Here is a 20,434-nt window from a genome sequence, read left to right on the forward strand (position 1 = left end):
AAGCTTAGGATTTGGAGACACTAGGAAAAGTATATTTTTGGTTGACTTAGCCAGGAATGTTTGCTAGTATAAAAACGGAGACTCAGCTTTTGGGGAAATTCTAACAGGGAGAACACGTCGTCGACTGGAAGCGTGTTTAAGAAGAGTAGTAAGTTTGGGAACGCTCCATGTAATGATCAAGTATAAAATCAGATATTAAAAGAGGAAGCTTTCGCTTCAAAACGGGTGGCACCGCGGGTTACTTTGTATACTCGTCCCGAGAATACGTATTATATATTGGATATGTATTCTCGGGATTTTTTAATTTAATTTAGGAGGTAGAAATCAGATGTATAGGACTCTTTACTGTAATGATATCCGTGAGGAGCATGTCGGGCAGACGGTTCAGCTTGCGGGCTGGGTAGATGCGATTCGTGATCACGGAGGAGTAATCTTTGTTGACATTCGCGATTATACGGGCGTGACGCAGACGGTAATCCATAACGAAGAATTATTGAAAAATGTGAATCGGGAAACGGTGATCTCTTTAAAAGGGGTTGTTGAAAAGCGTGACCCGGACACGGTGAATGAGAAGATCGCAACAGGTATTGTCGAGTTGGTGGTAAGCGAGCTTGTGGTTTTAGGCAAATCAAAAAATATGCTGCCTTTTGATGTCAGCAGTTCCAGAAATATTAAGGATGAATTACGCCTTAAGTATCGCTATCTTGATCTTCGGAATCCGAAGAATCATGACAATCTTGTGATGCGTTCCAAGATTATCCGTCATTTAAGGAACAAGATGGAGGATAAGGATTTCCTGGAGATCCAGACGCCGATTCTTACCGCGTCATCTCCTGAAGGCGCTCGTGACTTCCTGGTTCCAAGCCGCAAGCATCCGGGCAAGTTTTATGCGCTTCCTCAGGCGCCGCAGCAGTTTAAGCAGCTTTTGATGGTTTCTGGATTTGATAAATATTTTCAGATCGCGCCTTGCTTCCGTGACGAGGATGCGAGAGCAGACCGTTCCCCGGGCGAGTTTTATCAGCTGGACTTTGAGATGGCGTTTGCTACGCAGGAAGAAGTCCTGAATATTTGCGAAGACGTGATTTATGATACATTTGTAACTTTTTCGGATAAGAAGGTTACAGAAAAGCCTTTCAGGCGTATCACTTATGCGGATGCCATGATGACATACGGCTCGGACAAGCCGGACTTAAGAAATCCGCTATTAATCTGCGATTTAACCGCATTTTTCGCGGATGTGGCCTTCCCTGCATTTAGAGGAAAGCCGGTTCGTGGTATCGTGGCTGATTGTAGAGGCAAATCGAAGAAATTCTTCGAAGATTCACTGAAATACGCGATGTCAGATGAAGTGGCTCTTGGCGGATTGGGATATATTACTCTGAAAGAGGGAGTATTTGCGGGTCCTATCGCAAAATTCCTGAGTGATGAAAAGAAAGCGGAGATTACCTCCCTTACCAATATCAAAGAGGGAGAGACCTTGTTCTTCATCTGTGATGATAAGAAGAATGATACAGAGAAGAAGGCAGGCTTGATCCGTACCTGGCTGGCGAAAAAGGAAAACTTAGATCTTATTAGAGATGACGCGTTTGAATTCTGCTTTGTTGTGGATTTCCCGATGTACGAGATTGATGAGGAGACGGGAGAGACTATATTTACGCATAACCCATTCTCTATGCCGCAGGGCGGTATGGATGCTTTGCTTGGCAAAGATCCTACAGAAGTGCTGGCATACCAGTATGACCTGGTATGTAATGGGATCGAGCTGGCATCCGGCGCCGTTAGAAATCATGACATTGATATTATGAAGAAGGCATTTGAAATCGCCGGATATGATGAGCAGGAACTGAAAGAGCGTTTCAATGCATTGTACACCGCATTCCAATACGGTGCGCCGCCGCATGCGGGCATGGCGCCGGGCGTTGACCGTATGGTAATGCTTCTTACGGATGAAGAGAAGATTCTGGACGTCATAGCATTCCCATTAAATGGAAATGCGCAGGATCTGCTGCTTGGCGCGCCGAGCGAAGTAACGAGCCAGCAGCTTGAGGATGTCCATCTATTAGGGAATTCCAACGCTTTGGCAAAACATGCTTTCGCAGGAAGCGGCGATGGAAAGTATGCGAAGGGAAAACGCTCTACATTTTCCAATGCGCAGCAGTTGAACCAGATATCCCTTACAGAGGAAGAAGACACGGAAGTACAAGGCATTTTTGACCGGATGAAGAAAAAAGAAGAGATTCTCTTGCAAGTCGATACGGAAAATGTCGAGGAAATGGTTCATGTAATGCCTATGAACAATGTATTGCGTGAGGATGTCAGAGAACAATTGTTTACAAGAGAAAGTTTACTTGAAGGCGCGCCTATGCACAACGAAAATAGTTGGCAGGTTCCAAGACTTGTAAAGTGAGGTGGATGATATGGAATATTATGCAGCAAAAATAAATGAAAACGGCACCATTGCCGTGGATGATAGCATTCTTGTGAAGGGTGCCGAGTCAACGTATGGCTCGAAAATTCTGATGGGATTCAAGCCTTTATTCAGCGCTGAGGCAGTAGAGCGCCTGGAGAAGAACGGATACCTGGTATCCGGGAAATGCCATGTAGGCGAGTTCGGGCTGGATCTGGTGGGCGAATTTTCCCACTATGCGCAGGAGGATACGAAACTGGAAGGCGCGGCAGCAGCGCTGGTAGCAAAATCCGATGTGAAAGCAGCGCTTGGAGTGGATGTAAATGGCGCGCCGAGACGTGCGGCGGCTCTTGCGAATGTAGATTTCCTTAAGCCCACCTACGGTACGGTGTCACGTTATGGAATCATTTCAACAGCGGCATCTGGCGAGCAGGTAGGCGTATACGCGCCTGACATCCAAGGCGTAAAAGAAGTGATGGGTGTGATTGCAGGCCACGATGATAAAGATGGAACAAGTCTGAGGACCCAGACCTATGAATATCATACAGACGAGGATATCGCTGGCAAACGTGTCTGCATCGTCAAAGAATTATTAGAAATCGCAGATGCGGACACGCAGGAAAACGTGAGAGCGTTTGCCAAAAAACTCACGGACAGGGGCGTGACCGTGGAAGAGATTTCTTGCGACTTTTTTGAGATGGCGAATACGGCATGGCAGATTCTCATGTCCGCGGAAACCTGTAATAATATATCCAGGTTTGATGGCGTAAAATATGGACGTCGTGCAGAGAACTATAAAAATATTGATGAACTGTATGTAAATTCCAGAACGGAAGGGTTTAACTTCCTTACGAAGGCAGTCATTTTATATGGCTCTGACGTTCTTTCCAAGAACCGGTATAAGGATTGTTATGATAAGTCGTTAAGAATCCGCCGTGTCGTGGCAGAAAAGTTTGCGGCGCTCATGAAAGAGTACGATGCGGTTCTTACGCCTGCCTGCAGCAAAACAAGTTACGAGCGTTATGATATTTATGCGGCCTTTGAAAAGGTTTATGAAGAAAGCATATTTACCTCCGTGGCAAATCTGATCGGGATTCCTGCCCTGGTTAGCCGCAAAGTTCAGTTAATGGGCGGACATTTTAGCGAAAGCATTCTTTTAAGTATGGCTGGAGCCGTTGAAAAGGAAGGTGAATAAGTATGAATTATGAAGTTGTAATCGGGCTTGAAACGCACGTTGAATTAAAAACCGAATCTAAGATATTCTGCTCCTGCGGGGGCCATGCCGCGGCGAAGACTCCGAATGACTGCGTATGTCCGGCCTGTTCCGGCATGCCGGGCATGCTTCCGGTAATGAATAAGCGAGTGGTAGAGCTTGCGGTTCTTGCCGGCTTGATGTTAAATTGCGAGATCAGCAGATATACGACATTTGACAAGAAAAACTATTATTATCCGGATCTGCCCTGCGCATACCAGGTCACCCAGATCAACCATCCGATCTGTACCAATGGCTGCGTACAGGTAAAGACGTCCGCAGGCGTCCGCGACATTCACATCAAGCAGATCCATATGGAAGAGGATGCGGGAAAGCTGGTTCATAGCGGCAGCTACTCTTATGTGGACTTTAACCGTACCAGCGTACCGCTTATTGAGATCGTAACCCAGCCTGACTTTAGAAGTGCGGAGGAAGTTATCACATACCTTACAAATTTAAAATCCATGTTCCGCTTTAGCGGCATCTCTGAATGCGAGGAAGGCGCGATGCGCTGCGATGTTAATATTTCGGTTCGCGAGGAAGGAAGCCAGGAGTTTGGCGTCCGGACAGAAATCAAAAATATGAGTTCTTTTGAAGCGATCGAAAAAGCCATCAATTATGAGGCGCAAAGACATATGGACGCGATCGAGTATGAATTAGAAGAACTGGTTCAGGAAACAAGACGCTATGATGACGCGAGCGGCAAGACCTTTGCTATGCGTAACAAGGAAACAGAAGCAGATTATCGTTATTTCCCGGATGCCAACCTGATGCCAATCATTATTGATGATGAGTGGATTGAGGAGATTAAGAAGAACAGGCCGGTGGAGATTAACGATAAGGTGGTGGAATATAGCGAAGCCGGCATATCGGAAAAAGAAATAGACATGATCATAGCCAATCAAAATATTTCCCAGCTTCTGGATGGGGTTGTCGCGCTTGGATGTAACGCCAAAGATGCGGCGTCCTGGATTCTCACAGAGAGCGTAGGCCTCTTGCGCAAAGAGGGCAAGACCATAGATGAACTATCCATTTCGCCGGAAAAACTAGCGGCAATCATCAAAATGGTAGATGCGGGCGAGATCAACCGCGTATCCGGCAAAAAAATCCTGGTGGCTGTACTTAAAGAAGACGTAGATCCTGTCGCGTACTGTAAGGAGAATGGCTTTGACAAAAAAATTGATATGGCTGTGGTTGATAAGGTCATTGATGAGGCGATCCAAAATAATGCGCAGGCAGTCGCGGACTATAAGAATGGCAAGGCGAAGGCGATCCAGTCTGTATTTGGCGCTTGCATGCGCGAATTAAAAGGCATCGTCGAGCCTGCAGTCATCAAAGAAATGTTAGAAAACAAATTAAAATAAAAGGTTTTTTCGACAAACAGTGGTTGTTGGTTCAGAGTACGAAAAGTGGTGTTGGAGCAAGAACTCCGACGCCACTTTTTTAAGTTATATCTGAGAAGAGTAACGCAAAGACCGGAAGATAACGAACAAAATCATCAGATTCCCGCATTGTGAAACTGTCGCTTCAACTATAAAATAAAGAAAACATGACATCATGACGTCATAAAGACGCGCCAAGTACATGATACAGAGGGGGATTATATGGGAAGAGGCAGGCCATATTATCAGCAGATGCGGGATGATATTAAGAAGAAGATACAGTGCGGAGATTATAAACGGGGGCAATATCTGCCCTGCGAAAAGAAACTGGAAGAAGAATATGGAGTCAGCAGAACGACGGTGAGAAGCGCAATCAGCGAGCTGGTGCAGGATGGCTATCTCTATATTGTCCGGGGCAAAGGAACAAAGGTTGCATATTCAAGACTGACCGATAATAATCCAAATCTGCTGAGTTTTACAGAGATCGTAAAGAGTCATGGATATGAGCCCCAGATACTTCAGCGGTCTTTTGAGATTATAAGGGCAGATGAGAAGCTTGCGAAAAAACTCGGAATCGGGGCCGGAGAGGAGGCAGTACACATTTATCGCGTGCGGGGCACGGATGATGAGCCAGTGTCGATCAATGATTCTTATCTGCCGGGGAAGATCCTGGGAGAGCAAGGTGCAGAGTTTTTGCTTGACGGAGAGTCCATGTATGAGAATCTGAAGAGACATTATCATATAGCAGTGACAGAAGTAAAGGAAGAAATCTGGGCAGTCTCGGCAGGCAAATATGAAGCAGAGACACTGGATGTAGAAGAGAATGCGCCTCTTCTGGCATTTGAGAGGGAATCCTACAGCCAGGAGGGAACCCTGGTAGAATACAGCAAAGTGATATACCGATCCGACCGCTACAGACATGCGGTCGTGATGCGAAGAAGAGAGGAATGAGGTGGGAATTGTGGACAGAGCGAAAAAGGTGGTCGTGATTGGGGATGTATTTGCGGACATGATCTCTAAAGTACAGGGATTTCCAGAAACGGGAGGCAGAACATTCGGAACCTCATTTATGAGGAACAGCGGAGGGACGGGCGGCAATATTGCGGCAGGACTTGCGGTTCTCGGAATGGATACTTCCATTGTATGCGGTCTGGGAGATGATGAAACCGGAGAATTTTTGCTGGAAGAATTAAAGCAGTCCGGAGTAAATACAGAGCATGTGAAGGTTACTGCCGGCTTGAAGTCCGGGGCAGTGCCGATAATGGTGGATGAGGACGGAGAGCGGGTAATCTATGTACTGGTCAAAGGGTCTGCGTTTGAAGCCATAGAGCCGGAAGATCTTTTGTTTTTAGAAGAGATGAATCCCGATGCGCTTTGTTTTACCGGAGTGATCATAGGCGCGCATCCGGTGGAGGAGTCGGCCATTCTGGCGGCAAGAAGATGGAAGGGCAGGGCAAAGCTGTATTTTGATCCGAATCTCTGCTATCCGGCAGACCAGGTTCCGGAAGAGATCAAAAAAGCGACAAGAGAACTGGCAGATCTGTGCGACGTGGTGCTTACCGGGGAGACAGAGATGCGTGCGCTTGGCCTTTCTCCCAAGAAAGGGCAGTGCTATATTGTGAAATGCGGAGGAAAAGGATCAAAATGGATGGATGAAAAGGAGGTGGAGAGGTATCAGATTCCGGCGACAAAACACCGTCCGACGGATACGACCGGTGCCGGAGATACATTCATGGCAGCATTTGTCGCAGCAGAGGCCGAAGGGGCTTCGGTGGAGAAGGCAATGCGTTTTGCGTCTGTGGCTGCCGGAATTGCGGTCACAAAGACAGGGGCGAGAAACATGCCAAGGAAAGGGCAGATTCTGGAAGCCCTAGAAGAGTACGAAAAAGAACTGGAAGAAAAAAATGAGAAAAAGACAGGACGACAGGAGGAAGAAAATGGGAGATTGGAATGAGTATTATTTTCCACAGGAAGTATTGGAACAGGCAGACGCAGTCAGAAACAGCATGGCTGAACTGGAAGGCGAGATAGAAAAACTGGCCGAAAAATACAGGGACGTACAGAAAGTATATATTGTCGGTTCCGGCGACTGTTACTTTATCAGTCTGGCTGCGGCAGAGGCGTTTCGGAAACTGGCGGGAACAGAGGCATACGGTTATGAGGCTTATGACTTTTTTTTGGAGAAGCCAAAGGCTGACGGACAGACGCTGGTGATCCTATTCAGTTCCTCTGGAAAATCCTTATATGTCCTGAAGTCTCTGGAATACGTATTGGAAAATGGGGGTATTGCTATTGGCGTGACCAATCATCAGGACAGTCCTCTGGGAAGAGACAGCAGCGAAGTGCTGCTCACAACTTCCATAGGAGTATCCAGAACATTTCCGACAAAGACGACAACAAGCGCCCTTGCGCTGATGTATCAGCTGGCTGCTGTGCTTGCGGATAAAAGAGGGACCGTTGATGGAAAGACGGCTGCACATTTAAAAAAAGAACTGATGATTCAGGTGCCGGAGATGATAGAACGGATATATAAGGAAGAAAGAGAACTCCTTCGCCAGGGCGCCCAGGCTTTTCTGGAAGCGCGGTGCTATACCTATGTAGGAAGCGGCCCTTCAAGAAGTGCGGCGATGGTGGGGGCGGCCAAGATCGTAGAGACCTCCCGGGGACATGTGACATTCTGTAACGCAGAGGAATACATGCATCTGCATGGATTTTCAGTAAAAAGTTCCGATGCGGTGATCATCATTGCAAATAACCGCTCCAACCACAGGGAAATACAGGTGGCAGAATATGCGAAGGATCAGAGGGCAAGAGTGTTGGCTGTGGGAGATGTCCCCTGCGGCAAGGCTTCAGAGAATTTTATCAGTGTGGCACCATATTTAAAGGAACTTACAGAATGGGGCAGCAGCATCTGCGCAATGGTCGTTGTTCAGCTTTTTGCCTGCGAACTGTCCCGGCTATCCTATAAAGACCCGGATGCGCCTCACGATGTCAACCTGAAAAAGGTGATTGACCTTTTATATACAGGCCCGGTTGCAGGATGGAATGTATAAAGGATAGGGAGAAAATATGGAAGTATTAAAGATTCAATCAGATCAGCACGGAGTGCTGGACCTTACCAGCATGGTAAAAGATATTGTAGAAAAGAGCAGCGTGTCGGAAGGACTCTGCTGCGTATTCGTACCTCACACGACAGCCGGTCTTGTGATCTACTCGGGGATTGATCCGAAGGGGCTTCTGGATTTAAACGATACGGTGAAGACGATGGTACCAGTCAGGACGGATTTTCATCACCAGTGCGATCCGCCGTCAGATGCCGCGGGACATATCAAGTCCGCATTGTTTGGCAATTCGATCACGTTTATTGTCCATGAGAATGAATTGGTGCTCGGCGGCTCTCAGTACCTGTATTTTTATGAGTTTGACGGGCCGAGGGAACGGCAGGTATTGGTGCAGGTAACCGGCACGGCAGAAGAATAACTGGGAAAGTACGCAGAAGAAATGGAGAGGGTTATGTTTGCGGAAATATTTAACAGCAAAAAACCGGTGATAGGTATGGTACATTTAAAGGCGTTACCAGGCAGTCCGGGGTGCAAGGATTCCTGGGAGGAAATTCTTGAGGCCGCGCTTGCGGATGCGGAAGCATTGTGTGACGGGAAGGTAGACGGATTGCAGATTGAGAATCAGTTTGACTGGCCGTTCCTTCTGCCGGAACAGATTGGTGCGGAGACTACGGCATTTCTGACTGCGGCAGGATGCGCGGTCCGCAGGGAACATCCTGAGGTTCCCTTGGGGATTAACATCCACCTGAATGGGGGAATCCAGGCGGTGGCAGCAGCTAAGGCATGTGGTGCAGACTGGGTTCGGGTGTTTAATCTGGCGAATGGGTACATCTCGAACAGCGGCTATGTAGATGCGATCGGCCCAAGGCTTCTGCGGTACCGCAAGGCAGTTGGCGCAGAGCATGTGATGATATTCGGGGATTTCCAGGTGAAGCATGGAAGCCATGCAGTTACGGCGGACCGTACCCTTTGGGAAAAAGCCCATGACGTGGAGATGAGTATGGCAGATGCGGCTGTGATTACCGGAAGCGCCACTGGAACAGCGCCGGATGTACAGAGTATCCTTGCGGTAAAGGAGCACCTCTCCATACCGTTGTTGATTGGAAGCGGCTTGAATGAAGCGAATGTGAAGGAACTGTGGCCTTATGTTGACGGAGCGGTGATCGGCAGTGGATTTAAGAAAGGGGCAGACCTAAAGCAGCCAGTCGACCGGGAACTGGTCACCCGGTTTATGGAGACGGTCCATCAGCAAGGTTAAAGGAAGAAGAATGAGTATGAAGAAAATATCGGTAATGATTGTGGATGATGAAAAACTGGTGCTGGAAGATTTAAAAACATTGGTCGACTGGGAAGCGCTGGGTTTTGAGATTGTAGCAACGGCTTTTAACGGGAAACAGGCTCTTGAAAAATTCAAAACCTTTCTGCCGCAGGTTGTTTTTACTGATGTGAGGATGCCGTTCATGGATGGGCTGGAACTGATCAGGAAGCTCCGGGAGACGGCACCGGAAGTGTGCATATTTCTACTGACAGCATATGAGGACTTTACATATGCCAGGACAGCGATCAAATATGGGGTAAAGGATTATGTGATAAAAAGCACGTTGGACGAAGTTACATTTGCGCAGCTTCTGAAGAAATTATTCGAGGATATCAGCAGACAGAATAAACTGCGGGATATGTTAAAGACGAAACAGCTTTTGGAATATCTGGAACTTCCTGACGGGGAGGAAGGCGCGGATTATTCCGGGATGTACCGGAAGGCTTATGCGTATATCGTTATCGAGCAGGATCTGCCGGTTGTATTTACGGATGACACAGTTCCCGAGGAGATGATCTGTTCCGGGAAAAAGATCGCATCCATCGCAGTACCGGAGTATATGGATGAATCTGAGATGGCTGCGGTCAGTGATCTGCCGGGAGGGAGGACGCTGGTGATTCTGGATATTCCGGAAGTATCCCAGAAAAAAATCACAGAGACAGTGCAGGCTTATGCCAGAGAAATCAGGCAGAGGCTTAGGACAGCCCTGGGATACTCTTTTACCGTATATGTGGCGGATCGCAAACAGACGATCGCTGAACTGAAACGGCTGTACCGCGGCGCAAAGGAATGCTTCCGGAGAAAATATCTGCTTGGCAGCGGCGGAATCTATTCTATGATATCCCTGCCATATACGAAGGGGGAGCAAAAGAATCCGGCAGTAGATACCGGGCTCATCCAGAATCTGACTGACAGCAAAGATATGGATGGGATCGCGCAGTATCTGGATGTAATCTACAAAGAGGTGGAGGGCAGCCTTGATTACCATGGCCTGAAACAGATATCCAGGGAATTATTTATGCTGCTGAAAAAGAATTATGCCCATCTGCCGAAACAGATGGGACAGGATTTTAGCACTGCCTCTAATTTCTCGGATTGGCTGGACAGCCGGCATATCAGATCGTGGTTCCAGCGTCAGTTTGAAACTTTAATCTCCGGAAAAAAGAAGATGCAGCTGGGGGAATATTCAAGGCCTGTTGTTCTGGCTATGGAATATATCTTTAAGCATTATCAGGAGAATACGCTTTCCATCAATGAGATTGCGGACAGTGTTCATTTAAGTATCGGCCATCTGTGCGGGATATTTAAAAAAGAGACACAGAAAACAGTAAAAGGTTATATTACAGAAGTCAGGATCGAGGAGGCAAAGAAACTTCTGGAAGAAGGCGAGCTGAAGATTTACGAAGTCTCGCTTGCGGTTGGATATCAGTCAAGCCAGTATTTCAGCCAGATTTTCTATAAAATGACGGGGACTTACCCTACAAACTGGCAGAGAGATAACAGGAGGCTGTAGATTATGAAAAAATCGATCAGAGAAAAAATATCAGGACGCATTATCATTGTCGGAGTAATGATGTTCTTTGCGTCCGTCGCGCTTTCTTACGGCCTGTTTATTCCGAAGATGGAGCAGGATGCGGTAAATGGGGCTGGAGATACAAATGCGGAGGTCATCAAGACAATCGACAGGCAGATTGCCTTTGTCCAGGATTATACAGAAAATCTCGCACTATCTGTAGCGCAGAATCAGGAGATTCTGCGCTATTTTGAAATCCCGTCTACACAGGCGAAAAATGTCGCCTCCCTGCATTTGAATAACCTGATCAGTTATGAAGGAACGGTACGCTGTGTATTGATTGCAGATGAGAGCGGCGTTATGCTGGATTCCCTAAACAAAGTTGAGAAAGAGGACAGGGAGCTGGTGAAATCCAAGTGGTATAAAAAACTTCGGAGTACAACCTATGGAAGAGGAGTATCCGAGGTATATCAGGTGGATATTAATAATACAAGCCATTACACGGCCGCCTATCTTAAGAACTTTTATTACGGCAATAAAAAATATACTTATACCGTATTCATGGACTTAAATGACATGATCCGGGATTTTCAGGTGCTGGCAGGGAAACAACTTGATTATGCGGCGATCGCGGACAGCGAAAAGAAGATCTTCATATCGGTGGGGGATAAGAAATGGGAGAAACAGGCCGTAGTGGCGGCGGCATCAGATCAGATGAATACGCTGGAAGCGGTGGCAGGAGGAACCGGTTTTGTAAAAACCTCGCTCAACAGCAAATGGCGCGTCATCTCTTATGTCGCGGACAAGACTATTTTTATGTCTTTTTCCTTTTATGTCGTTGGGATTATGACGGTACTCTTTTTGTTTACGCTTGTGACTCTCGGAATACTGTCTAAAGCAATCGGGAATATACTGAAACCTTTGAGCGAACTTTCAGGCAGTATGGAAGAGGTCGCAAAAGGGAATCTGGACTGTAAGCTTACGCAGTTTCCGGAGGATGAGATCGGTATGCTGAGCCGGACCTTTAATCAGATGACGGTAGACTTAAAAGACAGCCTGGAACTGCTCGCAAAGAAAGAGCGGCAGGAACAGCAGATCAGATTCAGCCTGCTGATCAGCCAGATAGATCCCCACTTTATCTACAATACGATTAACAGTATCAATTATCTTGCGAGAAGAGGCCGGTGTAATGATGTCATCAAAGTAAATTCCGCCCTGATTTCGATTCTTCAGGACCGGCTGAGAGTCAATGACATCCAGGTGACGGATACAATAGCCAATGAAAGAAAAGTGGTGGAACAGTATCTTGTCATCGAGAGATACATGTATGACGGAGATCTGGAAGTGTCTTGGAAGATTGAAAATGAACTTATGACGGAGCAGATCCCAAAGAATATGATTCAGCCGCTTGTGGAGAACGCATTGTTTCATGGCCTGATTGATGAGGAGAGCGGAGAACTGAACGGGAAAATCGAGATAGAGATTCAAAGGGACGAAAAGGATCTGATCCTAAGAGTAAGCGACAATGGAATCGGGATGAGCGAAGACCGGCTGAAGGCTGTGAGAGAAGAGATATACCAGCCGGAAGAAAGAGGCAAAAAGATCGGACTGTCTAATATCGGCCGGAGACTTTATTATCTGTATGGAAGCAGCGACGGTATCCGCATAGAAAGCGGGGAGAATGAGGGGACAAGGATTACTCTGAAATTTAAAGGAGAATATTTCGAAGAGCATTGATGGATGGGGTAATGTGCACAATAAATTTGTGAAAACGACATAAAAAACAGACAAGATATTCAAAAAACGAACAAAAAATGAAGATTGTGACGGTGCGTATTCTTTTTCAGAATTCTATAATAAATACAAGAAAAAGATAAAGGTGTGAGGAATACGGATGGGTAATAATTATTTATTTAAAGGAGAAGGAATCAGCAAATCATTCGGCAGTACCCAGGCATTAAAGAACGTCACGATCACAATTAAAAAAGGAGAGATCCAGGGGCTGATCGGTGAAAATGGATCCGGCAAATCTACGTTTTCATCCATTTGCGCCGGGATCCAGAAGGCCGACAGCGGGACAATGTACCTGGAGGGAGAAAAATATGTGCCGAATGGGTCCATCGACGCGATGGATAAAGGCGTCAGCATGGTGGTACAGGAACAGGGAACGGTCGGGAAAATCACGGTTGCGGCGAATGTCTTTTTTGGAAAAGAAGCTGATTTTGTTAAATTTGGCGTATTAAATGTAAAAAAGATGAATCAGGAAGCAAAACGGATGCTGGAAAGTATCGGCGTGACAGAGATTGATCCAGGCGCAGTCATTGATACTCTGACATTTGAAGAACGTAAGCTTGTCGAGCTGGCCAGAGCGTTATATACCTCGCCGAAACTGTGGATCGTAGATGAGACGACGACAGCCCTGACGGTAAACGGTAGAGAAATTCTATATAAGCTGATGCAAAATATCCGTGACCAGGGCGGAGCGGTCCTGTTTATCTCCCATGATATTGAGGAGATTATGAAAATATGCGATTCCCTGACCATTTTAAGGGACGGCGTGCTGACAGCAGAACTTTCGAAGGACGAATTCGAGGAGGAAAAAATCAAGCAGCTGATGATCGGCCGTGAGATGTCTGCGCATTACTACCGTGAGGATGAGAAAGAAAGTTATCAGGAAGAGGCAGCGCTTGAGACAAAGAATCTTTGCTGCCAGTCCTTAAAGGATATCGATGTGGTGCTGCACAAAGGAGAAATCCTGGGCGTGGGAGGACTGAGCGACTGCGGAATGCATGATCTTGGAAAAGCAATGTTCGGCCTTCTGAAACCGGATCAGGGACAGGTGCTGATGAACGGCGCAAACAAGGTGAAAAGCGCAAGATGGTCTGTGGAGCATGGAATCGCATACCTTTCAAAAAACCGCGACAGAGAGGCATTGATGACCATCTGCAGTATCAAAGATAATATCTGTCTTCCTTCGCTTAAAAATCTGGCTAAAGGAGGAATCATAAGCCGGGGAAGCGAGAAAAAACTTGCCCAGAAATGGTCCGGGGAGATGGAAGTGAAGACAGAGTCAGTGGAAAAGTTCTGCAATACCTTAAGCGGGGGCAACAAACAGAAAGTAGTCCTGGCCAAGTGGATGGGGAAAGGATCAGAGATTATGATTCTAGACTGTCCGACCCGGGGGATTGACATTGGAACGAAAGCCTCGATCTACCAGCTGATAGAGAAATTAAAAAGTGAGGGGAAGTCGATTCTTCTGATTTCTGAAGAATTGCCGGAACTGATCGGGATGAGCGACAGGATAATTATATTAAAAGACGGAAGGCTTTCCGGAGAGTTTTTAAGATCCGAAGGTTTGACAGAGGCGAAGCTGATACAAAAAATGATATAGGAAGGCAGTAGGATGAAGATGGGTTACGCAAAAAATCGTGTCAGAAATTTTATGGGCAGTTATTTTTCATTTATCGGGCTGTTGCTCGTAGTCATTATATTTCATGTGCTGACAGAGGGAAGGCTGATCAGTTCCAGAAATATGATGAATATTTTCAACAATTTTTTCAGCATTGGACTGGGTTCTGTCGGAGTCATGTTTTTGATGTCGCTTGGGGAACTGGATTTATCTGTGGGGGCAATTCTGGGATTCTCGGCCGCCATCGGAGCCTTTTCGGCAGAGATACATACCGTATGGATACTTCCGGCATGCCTTTTTACAGGACTATTGATCGGTTCATTAAACGGAGTGCTTGTATCAAGGCTTAAAGTAGAATCTTTTATTGGAACACTGGCAGTCTCATTCATCGCGAGAGGCCTTACCACATATCTGCTAAATGGATCGGTGGGGATTCCGCTTACGCAGCGGATATATGACAGAAGCGCGGTTAAGATCACCGTATTTATCATCGCTGCGGTAGTATTTTATATTTTGTTTGATTATACATCTTATGGAAAGGCGTGCCGGTCGGTGGGGGCGTCCGCTGATGCGGCAAGGCAGTCGGGAGTTGCGGTTGAACGAGTAAGGATGACCGCGTTCATGATCTCAGGACTGCTCTGCGGGCTTGCAGGATTCTTCAGCCTTGTCAGGACATGCACTGCTTCATCAAAGACCGGGGATGCCTTTGAATTCGAAGTACTTCTGGCGGTACTGTTTGGCGGCATGCCTCTTTCGGGAGGATGGTCTGTAAAGTTCCGGGCCGCAATTGTCGGAAGTATTGCTATGGCTGTGATGCAGAACGGAATGTCGCTGATGGGCATTGACGGGCTTACCCAGCAGCTTGTGCAGGGGATCATCCTGATTGTCGTGGTAGTGATCTCATTTGACAGAAAAAATACGGTAGTGATCAAGTAATACAGAAGATATTTTACAGGGAATCTTATCCTGTGAAAATAAAAAGAAAAGGAGAGAAGAACTATGAAAAAGAAAAGATGGAGGCTATTGGCAGCCGTGCTGGCGCTTGCCATGGTTATGGGAATGGCAGCGGGATGTTCCGGCAAAGGCGAGAGTGAAAAGAAGACGGCTGACAGTGGGAAAAAGGGAGATGACCCAAAAGCATTTACGATCGGGTTCCCATGGCAGACTTCCTCTACGGATCCGACATTCGTATCCATTGAGAACAATGTAAGAGCAGCGGTAGAGGCGGCAGGAGGAGAGATTGTCGTTGTGGAAAGCGATCTGTCCGCAGATGACCTGATCAACAATGTGTCTGACCTGATCAGCCGGGGAGTGGACGGAATTATTATGATGCCGGCGTCAGATTCCATGCTTGCAACAGCGAACCAGATGTGTTCGGACGCAGGCGTGTATTTCGGAACGATGTTCCGGACGATCAATGATGAGGAGATTAAGAAAGAGGTCTATGATTCTGAATATTATGCAGGCGGATGCAATGAGGAAGATGAAGAAGCAGCATATAATATTGTAAAGAATATGGCAGGACAGGGAGTCGGCAACCTCTGCGTGATCAATATTGCAAAAGGAGATACGTCTTCTGACTTAAGAGATAAAGGCGTGGAAAAAGGGGTAAAAGAGACAGGCATTAATCTTTTAAACACGACTTATGGAATCGCGGCACAGACAGATATGACAAAAACAATTGAAAGCTACATTGCGGCTTATCCGGAACTGGACGGCATCCTTCTGGCAGGAACCTATTGCGACGCGGCGCTTCCGACGATCGAAAAGGCCTTGTCTGATCATGGAATGGCCGGTAAAGTAAAGGTAGGAAGGATTGATTTTGACTTTACTATGGGCGAGTATCTGAAAAACGACACGTTCCATGTCGCTTACGGCGGTCAGCAGCAGATTGACCCGTTACTGTCAACCGTCATTCTTGTAAATAGAGTGATCGGAACTCCGATCGTAGAGGACAAGCCATTTAATCTGATAACAAATTATCTGGAACTGACTTCCAGCGAAGAGGCGGATGAATATCTGAAATACTTCCTTGGCAAAAATGCGGTATTTACTTCGGAAGAGATCAAAGATACTATGATCAAATATTATGACGACAGCATCAACGAAGATACATTTAAGGAAATAGTGAAGAACTTTACAGTGGCAGATGTTGCTGCAAGACATGAAGGAATGGAAGATTAGGGATTAATATGAAAGAAATCATGAAGAAATGTGGAAAAACATTATTGCTTCCGGTAATTGTGTATGGAGTTTTTCTGATCATCTGTTTTAAAAGATTTAATAATCTGAACTGCGTATATACGATTTTCCTGCAGTCAATCGTGCCGACGATCACGGCCTATGCCTATGCATTTATCTACATGAGCGGGCTGTTCGATTTTACCATTGGTTCCAGGATCATCATCGGCGGACTTGTCGGAGGCATTGCCTCCGCCAGGTTCGGGATGGCGGGACTTCTGATTGGGGCGCTGGTGGCAAGCGTCCTGGTAGCGGCGCTCACAGGAATCCTGAACTGGATCTGCAAGATTCCTTCCCTGATTCTTACGATGGCTTTGACAATGATTTTTGAGATCATGGGGAAGAATATTTCCGGGAAGTTCAGTTTTGTGAGCATCGACTATAAATATGCGGCGCTTGGATCTGCGCCATATATTATTATTGTACTTTTCGTATCAGCGGTTGTGTTCTATTTTATATTTAATCATACAAAGTTCAGCTATCATATGAGGGCGGTCGGGAGCAATGAAGCAGTATCCAGAAATGCAGGGATACACGTACAGAGAGTAAAGGTATTGTGCTTTGTGATTGGAAGTCTGTTTGCCGCAGTATCGGCAGTGCTGACGATCAGCCAGTCAGGCTCTATGGGGGCACAGACGAATCTTGGGAGTGCGGCGCTTTTATTCAAGCCTTTGATGGGAATTATCATCGCGGTGGTTCTTCAGCCGGTGTGTAATATGACCATCGGCATCTTTATCAGCCAGTTTACCTTGAATACGATTTTTATCGGGCTGATCGCCGCTGGATTTCCGGATACATTCCAGAATATATTCCTTGGTATTTTCCTGCTGATTGTTATGGTTTTTACAAACAATGTCGAGGGACTAAAAGAACTGCTTCACAAGAAACCGGCGTTAAGGGCTGAAGCGTCCTAATAATGTATTAGAGAAGGGAGAGACGACAGATGGAATTTCCTGTAATTACCGAGGAAGAGAGAAGAAGGCTGCTGGCACCTCCGTCAGGAAAAGTGGAAATGGTGCTGGATACGGATACTTATAATGAGGTGGATGATCAGTTTGCACTGGCTTATGCGCTGATGTCGCCAGAGAAACTTGATCTGAAAGCAGTTTATGCGGCCCCTTTTTCTTCTGAATTCTTTGACCGCCAGTTAAAGAGCAAGAAAGAACGGGTGACGGTACCAATGACCAGCGACCTGAAAGAAGGGCTGGAACTAAGTTATAAAGAGATTATCAAAATATTCAATATGCTGGACCGCTCGCCGGATGGCAGAGTGTTCCGGGGATCGGCAGAGTACATGAAGGAAAAGGGGGTGCCTGTGGAATCAGATGCCGCAAGAGATCTTGTCAAGCGGGCCATGGAAAGCGAAGATATTCTTTATGTTGTGGCAATTGGGGAGATCACGAATATTGCTTCGGCAATTCTGATGGAGCCGGAGATCATCCGGAAAATTGTGGTAGTATGGCTGTCCGGACAGCCGATGTACTGGCCTCATACGCTGGAATTCAATATGGGACAGGATGTATTGGCCTCCCAGTTGATATTTGACTGCGGCGTTCCGCTCGTATTGATGCCGTGTATGACGGTAGCCTCTCATCTGACGACAACGGCTGCGGAACTCAAGGAAAGATTGATGGGAAGAAGCAGGATCGGAACGTATCTTTCTGACATCGTCATCAGCCAGCTGAGTCCGCAGGCAGCGGACAATATGCTTTCCCTATTCCGGCTTACCTATCTTCAGGAAGCGGATGACTATCCGGACTATCCGCTGGACGATACAGGATTTCAGGCTATGGCCCCTTCCAGGATTATCTGGGATATCTCCACGATCGGCTATATGGTGAATCCACGCTGGTGTCCGTCTCTGCTTGTACCGGCGCCACGTCTCACTGACGACGTCAGGTGGGAGCACGATCCGAGGAGACATAAAATCCGTGTATGTAATTTCGTATACAGGGATGGGATCTTCGGAGATATGTTTGAAAAACTGGGCAAAGCGCCAAAATAAAAGAACCCCTGCCCTTCAGGATTGAAGGGCAGGGGAACGGAGGGTGTGCTTAGCACACTCTTTTTTGCTGTGACTGTTATGATAAATACTTAGACAGGCTAAGCGAGGCTCAATCCGCGGATTCCCTTGCAACCAGCGGCACCACCGCTCCTTTTTCAACATCAACCAATCCGCAGTCCGTCAACTTGAGCGCGGGACTTACTGGAAGTCCCAATGTACACAATGACATGATCGGATTATAATGGCGGTATCCCAACGTTTCCAGGCTTTCTTTTACGCCGCCCAGCATCCGGCCAATGTCATCCGCGGGCAGTTCGGACAGGATTCCGCACACAGGAAGCGGGAGTTCGGCCAAAATGTGTCCGTGCTCTACGGTACAGATTCCGCCCTGTAATTCGATCAGCCGTCTGGCAGCAGTTACCATGTCGTCCACATTGGAGCCGATTACCATAAGGTTATGGTGGTCATGATAGTAGGTGGTTGCCACGGCTCCCTGCTTCAGGCAGTCGCCGGTTACAAAGCCATAGCCGATATTGCCGTTCTTTCCATGGCGTTCCAGCACGGCAGCCAGCATGCAGCCGCTGTCCTGCCATTTCAATCTATTATTTTCCACTTCCATGGAAACCAGTTTTTCTTTGGTCTGCGTACGGCCGTCGGCTACTTCGATCACGCGGACCTGCACTTGCTTCTGATCTGTGGAGACCACAGGTTCCAGATCCTTGGCCTCAATCTTGTCCAGATGTACGGAGTGGTAGAATTCCTCCGGGAAGTGGTAAGCGCTCAACGTGCGTTTGGCCTCCCCTTTCCAGAAGATTTCCTTGCCATCTTTGAACACGGCGTCTGGCTCAAACCTATGAATTTTAGTTTCTTTCACCAGTTGGAAATCGGCTTTCCTTCCCGGAGCCAGGGCGCCTCGGTCTCGCAGGTTCATGCGCCTGGCGGGAGTATAGGACGCGCAGTAAATGGCCTGTGCAAGCGGAAATCCCATTTCGACCGCTTTTCTTACGATATAATTGAGCTGGCCTTTTTCCAGCAGCGCGTCTGCCATGGTGTCGTCGGTGACGAAGCAGCAGTGTTCATAGAGCTGGTTCTCGGTGATATATTCCAGTATCTCAGGCTTCAGCATTTTTTCCTGGATTTCCACAAACATTCCATTGGCGAACCGCTGCCGGATCTCTTCCAGGGAGTGCTCGGTATGGTCGCCGTCGATCCCCTGATAGAGGAATTTCGCAAGATCCAGGCCCACCAGAGAGGGACAATGTCCTTCGATGACTGCTTGGGGATCTTCTTCCCGGAGGTAAAGGAGGAATTTGGTGATCTCCATCTCAGTGCCCTTTACGATCTGGCGGTAGTTCATGACTTCTCCCACGCAGACGACGCCGTCTTCCTGCATCAGATGCTTCATCTCATCAAAGCCGATGACGCCCCCGGTGGTCTCCAGATCTTCGTTGGTCGAAGGAACGCTGCTTGGGATTCCGTAATAGATGTCAATAGGGGAGTCTTTCGCCCCGTTGATCATCTCATGGATTCCCTGCACCCCCATGACGTTCGCGATCTCGTGGGGCTCGGAAACCAGCGTAGTGACTCCGCAGGAAGCCGCCCGCTCTCCGAAGGAAGCAGGGGTCATCATAGAACTTTCTATATGCATGTGGATATCGATAAAGCCTGGGAGCATGTAATATCCGCTGCCGTCAATTACCTTTTTGGCGTTGATATTACCTTCCTGAGCCGTATCCACAAAATAGATCCTTTCCCCCAGTATATACACATCAGCGGGCGTGAACATTTTCAGATAGGAGTTATACAGTTTCGTATTCTTGACTAATAGATCTACGTTCTCCACTT

At 47.2% G+C, this 20,434-nt stretch carries 16 protein-coding genes; 15 read left to right on the top strand and 1 reads right to left on the bottom strand.

Annotation, left to right across the window (positions count from 1 at the left end; translation table 11 throughout):
• Nucleotides 1–328 precede the first annotated feature (328 nt).
• The 15 genes from aspS (at nt 329) to K0036_RS01430 (ending at nt 18,589) form a co-directional block, all read left to right on the top strand.
• On the top strand, nt 329–2,407 hold the full coding sequence (gene aspS, locus K0036_RS01360) for an aspartate--tRNA ligase (RefSeq protein WP_025645922.1): 2,079 nt from the start codon (nt 329–331) through the stop codon (nt 2,405–2,407).
• Nucleotides 2,408–2,417: 10 nt separating this feature from the next.
• Nucleotides 2,418–3,602, top strand: a complete 1,185-nt coding sequence (locus tag K0036_RS01365) for an amidase family protein (RefSeq protein ID WP_220430533.1) — start codon at nt 2,418–2,420, stop codon at nt 3,600–3,602.
• A 2-nt stretch (nt 3,603–3,604) separates the two neighbouring features.
• Nucleotides 3,605–5,023, top strand: coding sequence for an Asp-tRNA(Asn)/Glu-tRNA(Gln) amidotransferase subunit GatB (gene gatB, locus K0036_RS01370; RefSeq protein ID WP_049947307.1), 1,419 nt, complete (start codon nt 3,605–3,607; stop codon nt 5,021–5,023).
• 240 nt (nt 5,024–5,263) lie between these two features.
• Entirely contained in the window at nt 5,264–5,992 is a 729-nt protein-coding gene (locus tag K0036_RS01375; protein ID WP_220430534.1) for a GntR family transcriptional regulator, read from the top strand.
• Nucleotides 5,993–6,002: 10 nt separating this feature from the next.
• Nucleotides 6,003–6,995, top strand: a complete 993-nt coding sequence (locus K0036_RS01380; protein WP_220430535.1) for a carbohydrate kinase family protein — start codon at nt 6,003–6,005, stop codon at nt 6,993–6,995.
• On the top strand, nt 6,979–8,094 hold the full coding sequence (locus tag K0036_RS01385) for an SIS domain-containing protein (RefSeq protein WP_173694274.1): 1,116 nt from the start codon (nt 6,979–6,981) through the stop codon (nt 8,092–8,094). The genes K0036_RS01380 and K0036_RS01385 overlap by 17 nt, the downstream gene beginning before the upstream one ends.
• Nucleotides 8,095–8,110: 16 nt before the next feature.
• Nucleotides 8,111–8,521 (top strand): secondary thiamine-phosphate synthase enzyme YjbQ, encoded by a 411-nt coding sequence (locus K0036_RS01390; RefSeq protein ID WP_025645910.1) that lies wholly within the window; start codon nt 8,111–8,113, stop codon nt 8,519–8,521.
• Nucleotides 8,522–8,554: 33 nt separating this feature from the next.
• A complete protein-coding gene (locus K0036_RS01395) occupies nt 8,555–9,361 on the top strand; it encodes a BtpA/SgcQ family protein (RefSeq protein ID WP_220430536.1) in 807 nt (268 codons plus the stop codon).
• A 10-nt stretch (nt 9,362–9,371) separates the two neighbouring features.
• The gene (locus tag K0036_RS01400) at nt 9,372–10,934 is read left to right on the top strand and encodes a response regulator transcription factor (protein ID WP_220430537.1); all 1,563 of its coding nucleotides are present in this window, start codon (nt 9,372–9,374) and stop codon (nt 10,932–10,934) included.
• A 3-nt stretch (nt 10,935–10,937) separates the two neighbouring features.
• Complete coding sequence (locus K0036_RS01405) at nt 10,938–12,671, top strand: sensor histidine kinase (protein WP_025645902.1); 1,734 nt, start codon at nt 10,938–10,940, stop codon at nt 12,669–12,671.
• A 157-nt stretch (nt 12,672–12,828) separates the two neighbouring features.
• Complete coding sequence (locus K0036_RS01410) at nt 12,829–14,325, top strand: sugar ABC transporter ATP-binding protein (protein WP_220430538.1); 1,497 nt, start codon at nt 12,829–12,831, stop codon at nt 14,323–14,325.
• Between the two features lie 12 nt (nt 14,326–14,337).
• Nucleotides 14,338–15,279, top strand: coding sequence for an ABC transporter permease (locus K0036_RS01415; protein ID WP_220430539.1), 942 nt, complete (start codon nt 14,338–14,340; stop codon nt 15,277–15,279).
• A gap of 63 nt (nt 15,280–15,342) precedes the next feature.
• Nucleotides 15,343–16,527: a sugar ABC transporter substrate-binding protein gene (locus K0036_RS01420; RefSeq protein ID WP_220430540.1), complete on the top strand. Its 1,185-nt coding sequence runs from the start codon at nt 15,343–15,345 to the stop codon at nt 16,525–16,527.
• A gap of 8 nt (nt 16,528–16,535) precedes the next feature.
• Nucleotides 16,536–17,498 carry an ABC transporter permease gene (locus K0036_RS01425; RefSeq protein ID WP_220430541.1) on the top strand — a complete coding sequence of 321 codons (963 nt, stop codon included), beginning with the start codon at nt 16,536–16,538 and terminating at the stop codon, nt 17,496–17,498.
• A gap of 29 nt (nt 17,499–17,527) precedes the next feature.
• Complete coding sequence (locus K0036_RS01430; RefSeq protein WP_220430542.1) at nt 17,528–18,589, top strand: nucleoside hydrolase; 1,062 nt, start codon at nt 17,528–17,530, stop codon at nt 18,587–18,589.
• Nucleotides 18,590–18,698: 109 nt separating this feature from the next.
• Here the strand turns inward: K0036_RS01430 and K0036_RS01435 are convergent, their stop codons facing one another.
• The gene (locus tag K0036_RS01435) at nt 18,699–20,432 is read right to left on the bottom strand and encodes an adenine deaminase C-terminal domain-containing protein (RefSeq protein WP_220430543.1); all 1,734 of its coding nucleotides are present in this window, start codon (nt 20,430–20,432) and stop codon (nt 18,699–18,701) included.
• Nucleotides 20,433–20,434 lie beyond the last annotated feature (2 nt).

It is taken from the genome of [Clostridium] scindens, assembly GCF_019597925.1.
Classification (GTDB): domain Bacteria; phylum Bacillota; class Clostridia; order Lachnospirales; family Lachnospiraceae; genus Clostridium_AP.

Excerpts from the sequence above, each read along its gene's own strand:
- K0036_RS01425 (WP_220430541.1), top strand. The coding sequence starts at position 16,536 with ATGAAAGAAATCATGAAGAAATGTGGAAAAACATTATTGCTTCCGGTA.
- K0036_RS01395 (WP_220430536.1), top strand. The coding sequence starts at position 8,555 with ATGTTTGCGGAAATATTTAACAGCAAAAAACCGGTGATAGGTATGGTA.
- K0036_RS01405 (WP_025645902.1), top strand. The coding sequence starts at position 10,938 with ATGAAAAAATCGATCAGAGAAAAAATATCAGGACGCATTATCATTGTC.
- K0036_RS01385 (WP_173694274.1), top strand. The coding sequence starts at position 6,979 with ATGGGAGATTGGAATGAGTATTATTTTCCACAGGAAGTATTGGAACAG.
- K0036_RS01415 (WP_220430539.1), top strand. The coding sequence starts at position 14,338 with ATGAAGATGGGTTACGCAAAAAATCGTGTCAGAAATTTTATGGGCAGT.
- K0036_RS01410 (WP_220430538.1), top strand. The coding sequence starts at position 12,829 with ATGGGTAATAATTATTTATTTAAAGGAGAAGGAATCAGCAAATCATTC.
- gatB (WP_049947307.1), top strand. The coding sequence starts at position 3,605 with ATGAATTATGAAGTTGTAATCGGGCTTGAAACGCACGTTGAATTAAAA.
- K0036_RS01365 (WP_220430533.1), top strand. The coding sequence starts at position 2,418 with ATGGAATATTATGCAGCAAAAATAAATGAAAACGGCACCATTGCCGTG.
- K0036_RS01430 (WP_220430542.1), top strand. The coding sequence starts at position 17,528 with ATGGAATTTCCTGTAATTACCGAGGAAGAGAGAAGAAGGCTGCTGGCA.
- K0036_RS01375 (WP_220430534.1), top strand. The coding sequence starts at position 5,264 with ATGGGAAGAGGCAGGCCATATTATCAGCAGATGCGGGATGATATTAAG.
- K0036_RS01390 (WP_025645910.1), top strand. The coding sequence starts at position 8,111 with ATGGAAGTATTAAAGATTCAATCAGATCAGCACGGAGTGCTGGACCTT.
- K0036_RS01400 (WP_220430537.1), top strand. The coding sequence starts at position 9,372 with ATGAGTATGAAGAAAATATCGGTAATGATTGTGGATGATGAAAAACTG.
- aspS (WP_025645922.1), top strand. The coding sequence starts at position 329 with ATGTATAGGACTCTTTACTGTAATGATATCCGTGAGGAGCATGTCGGG.
- K0036_RS01420 (WP_220430540.1), top strand. The coding sequence starts at position 15,343 with ATGAAAAAGAAAAGATGGAGGCTATTGGCAGCCGTGCTGGCGCTTGCC.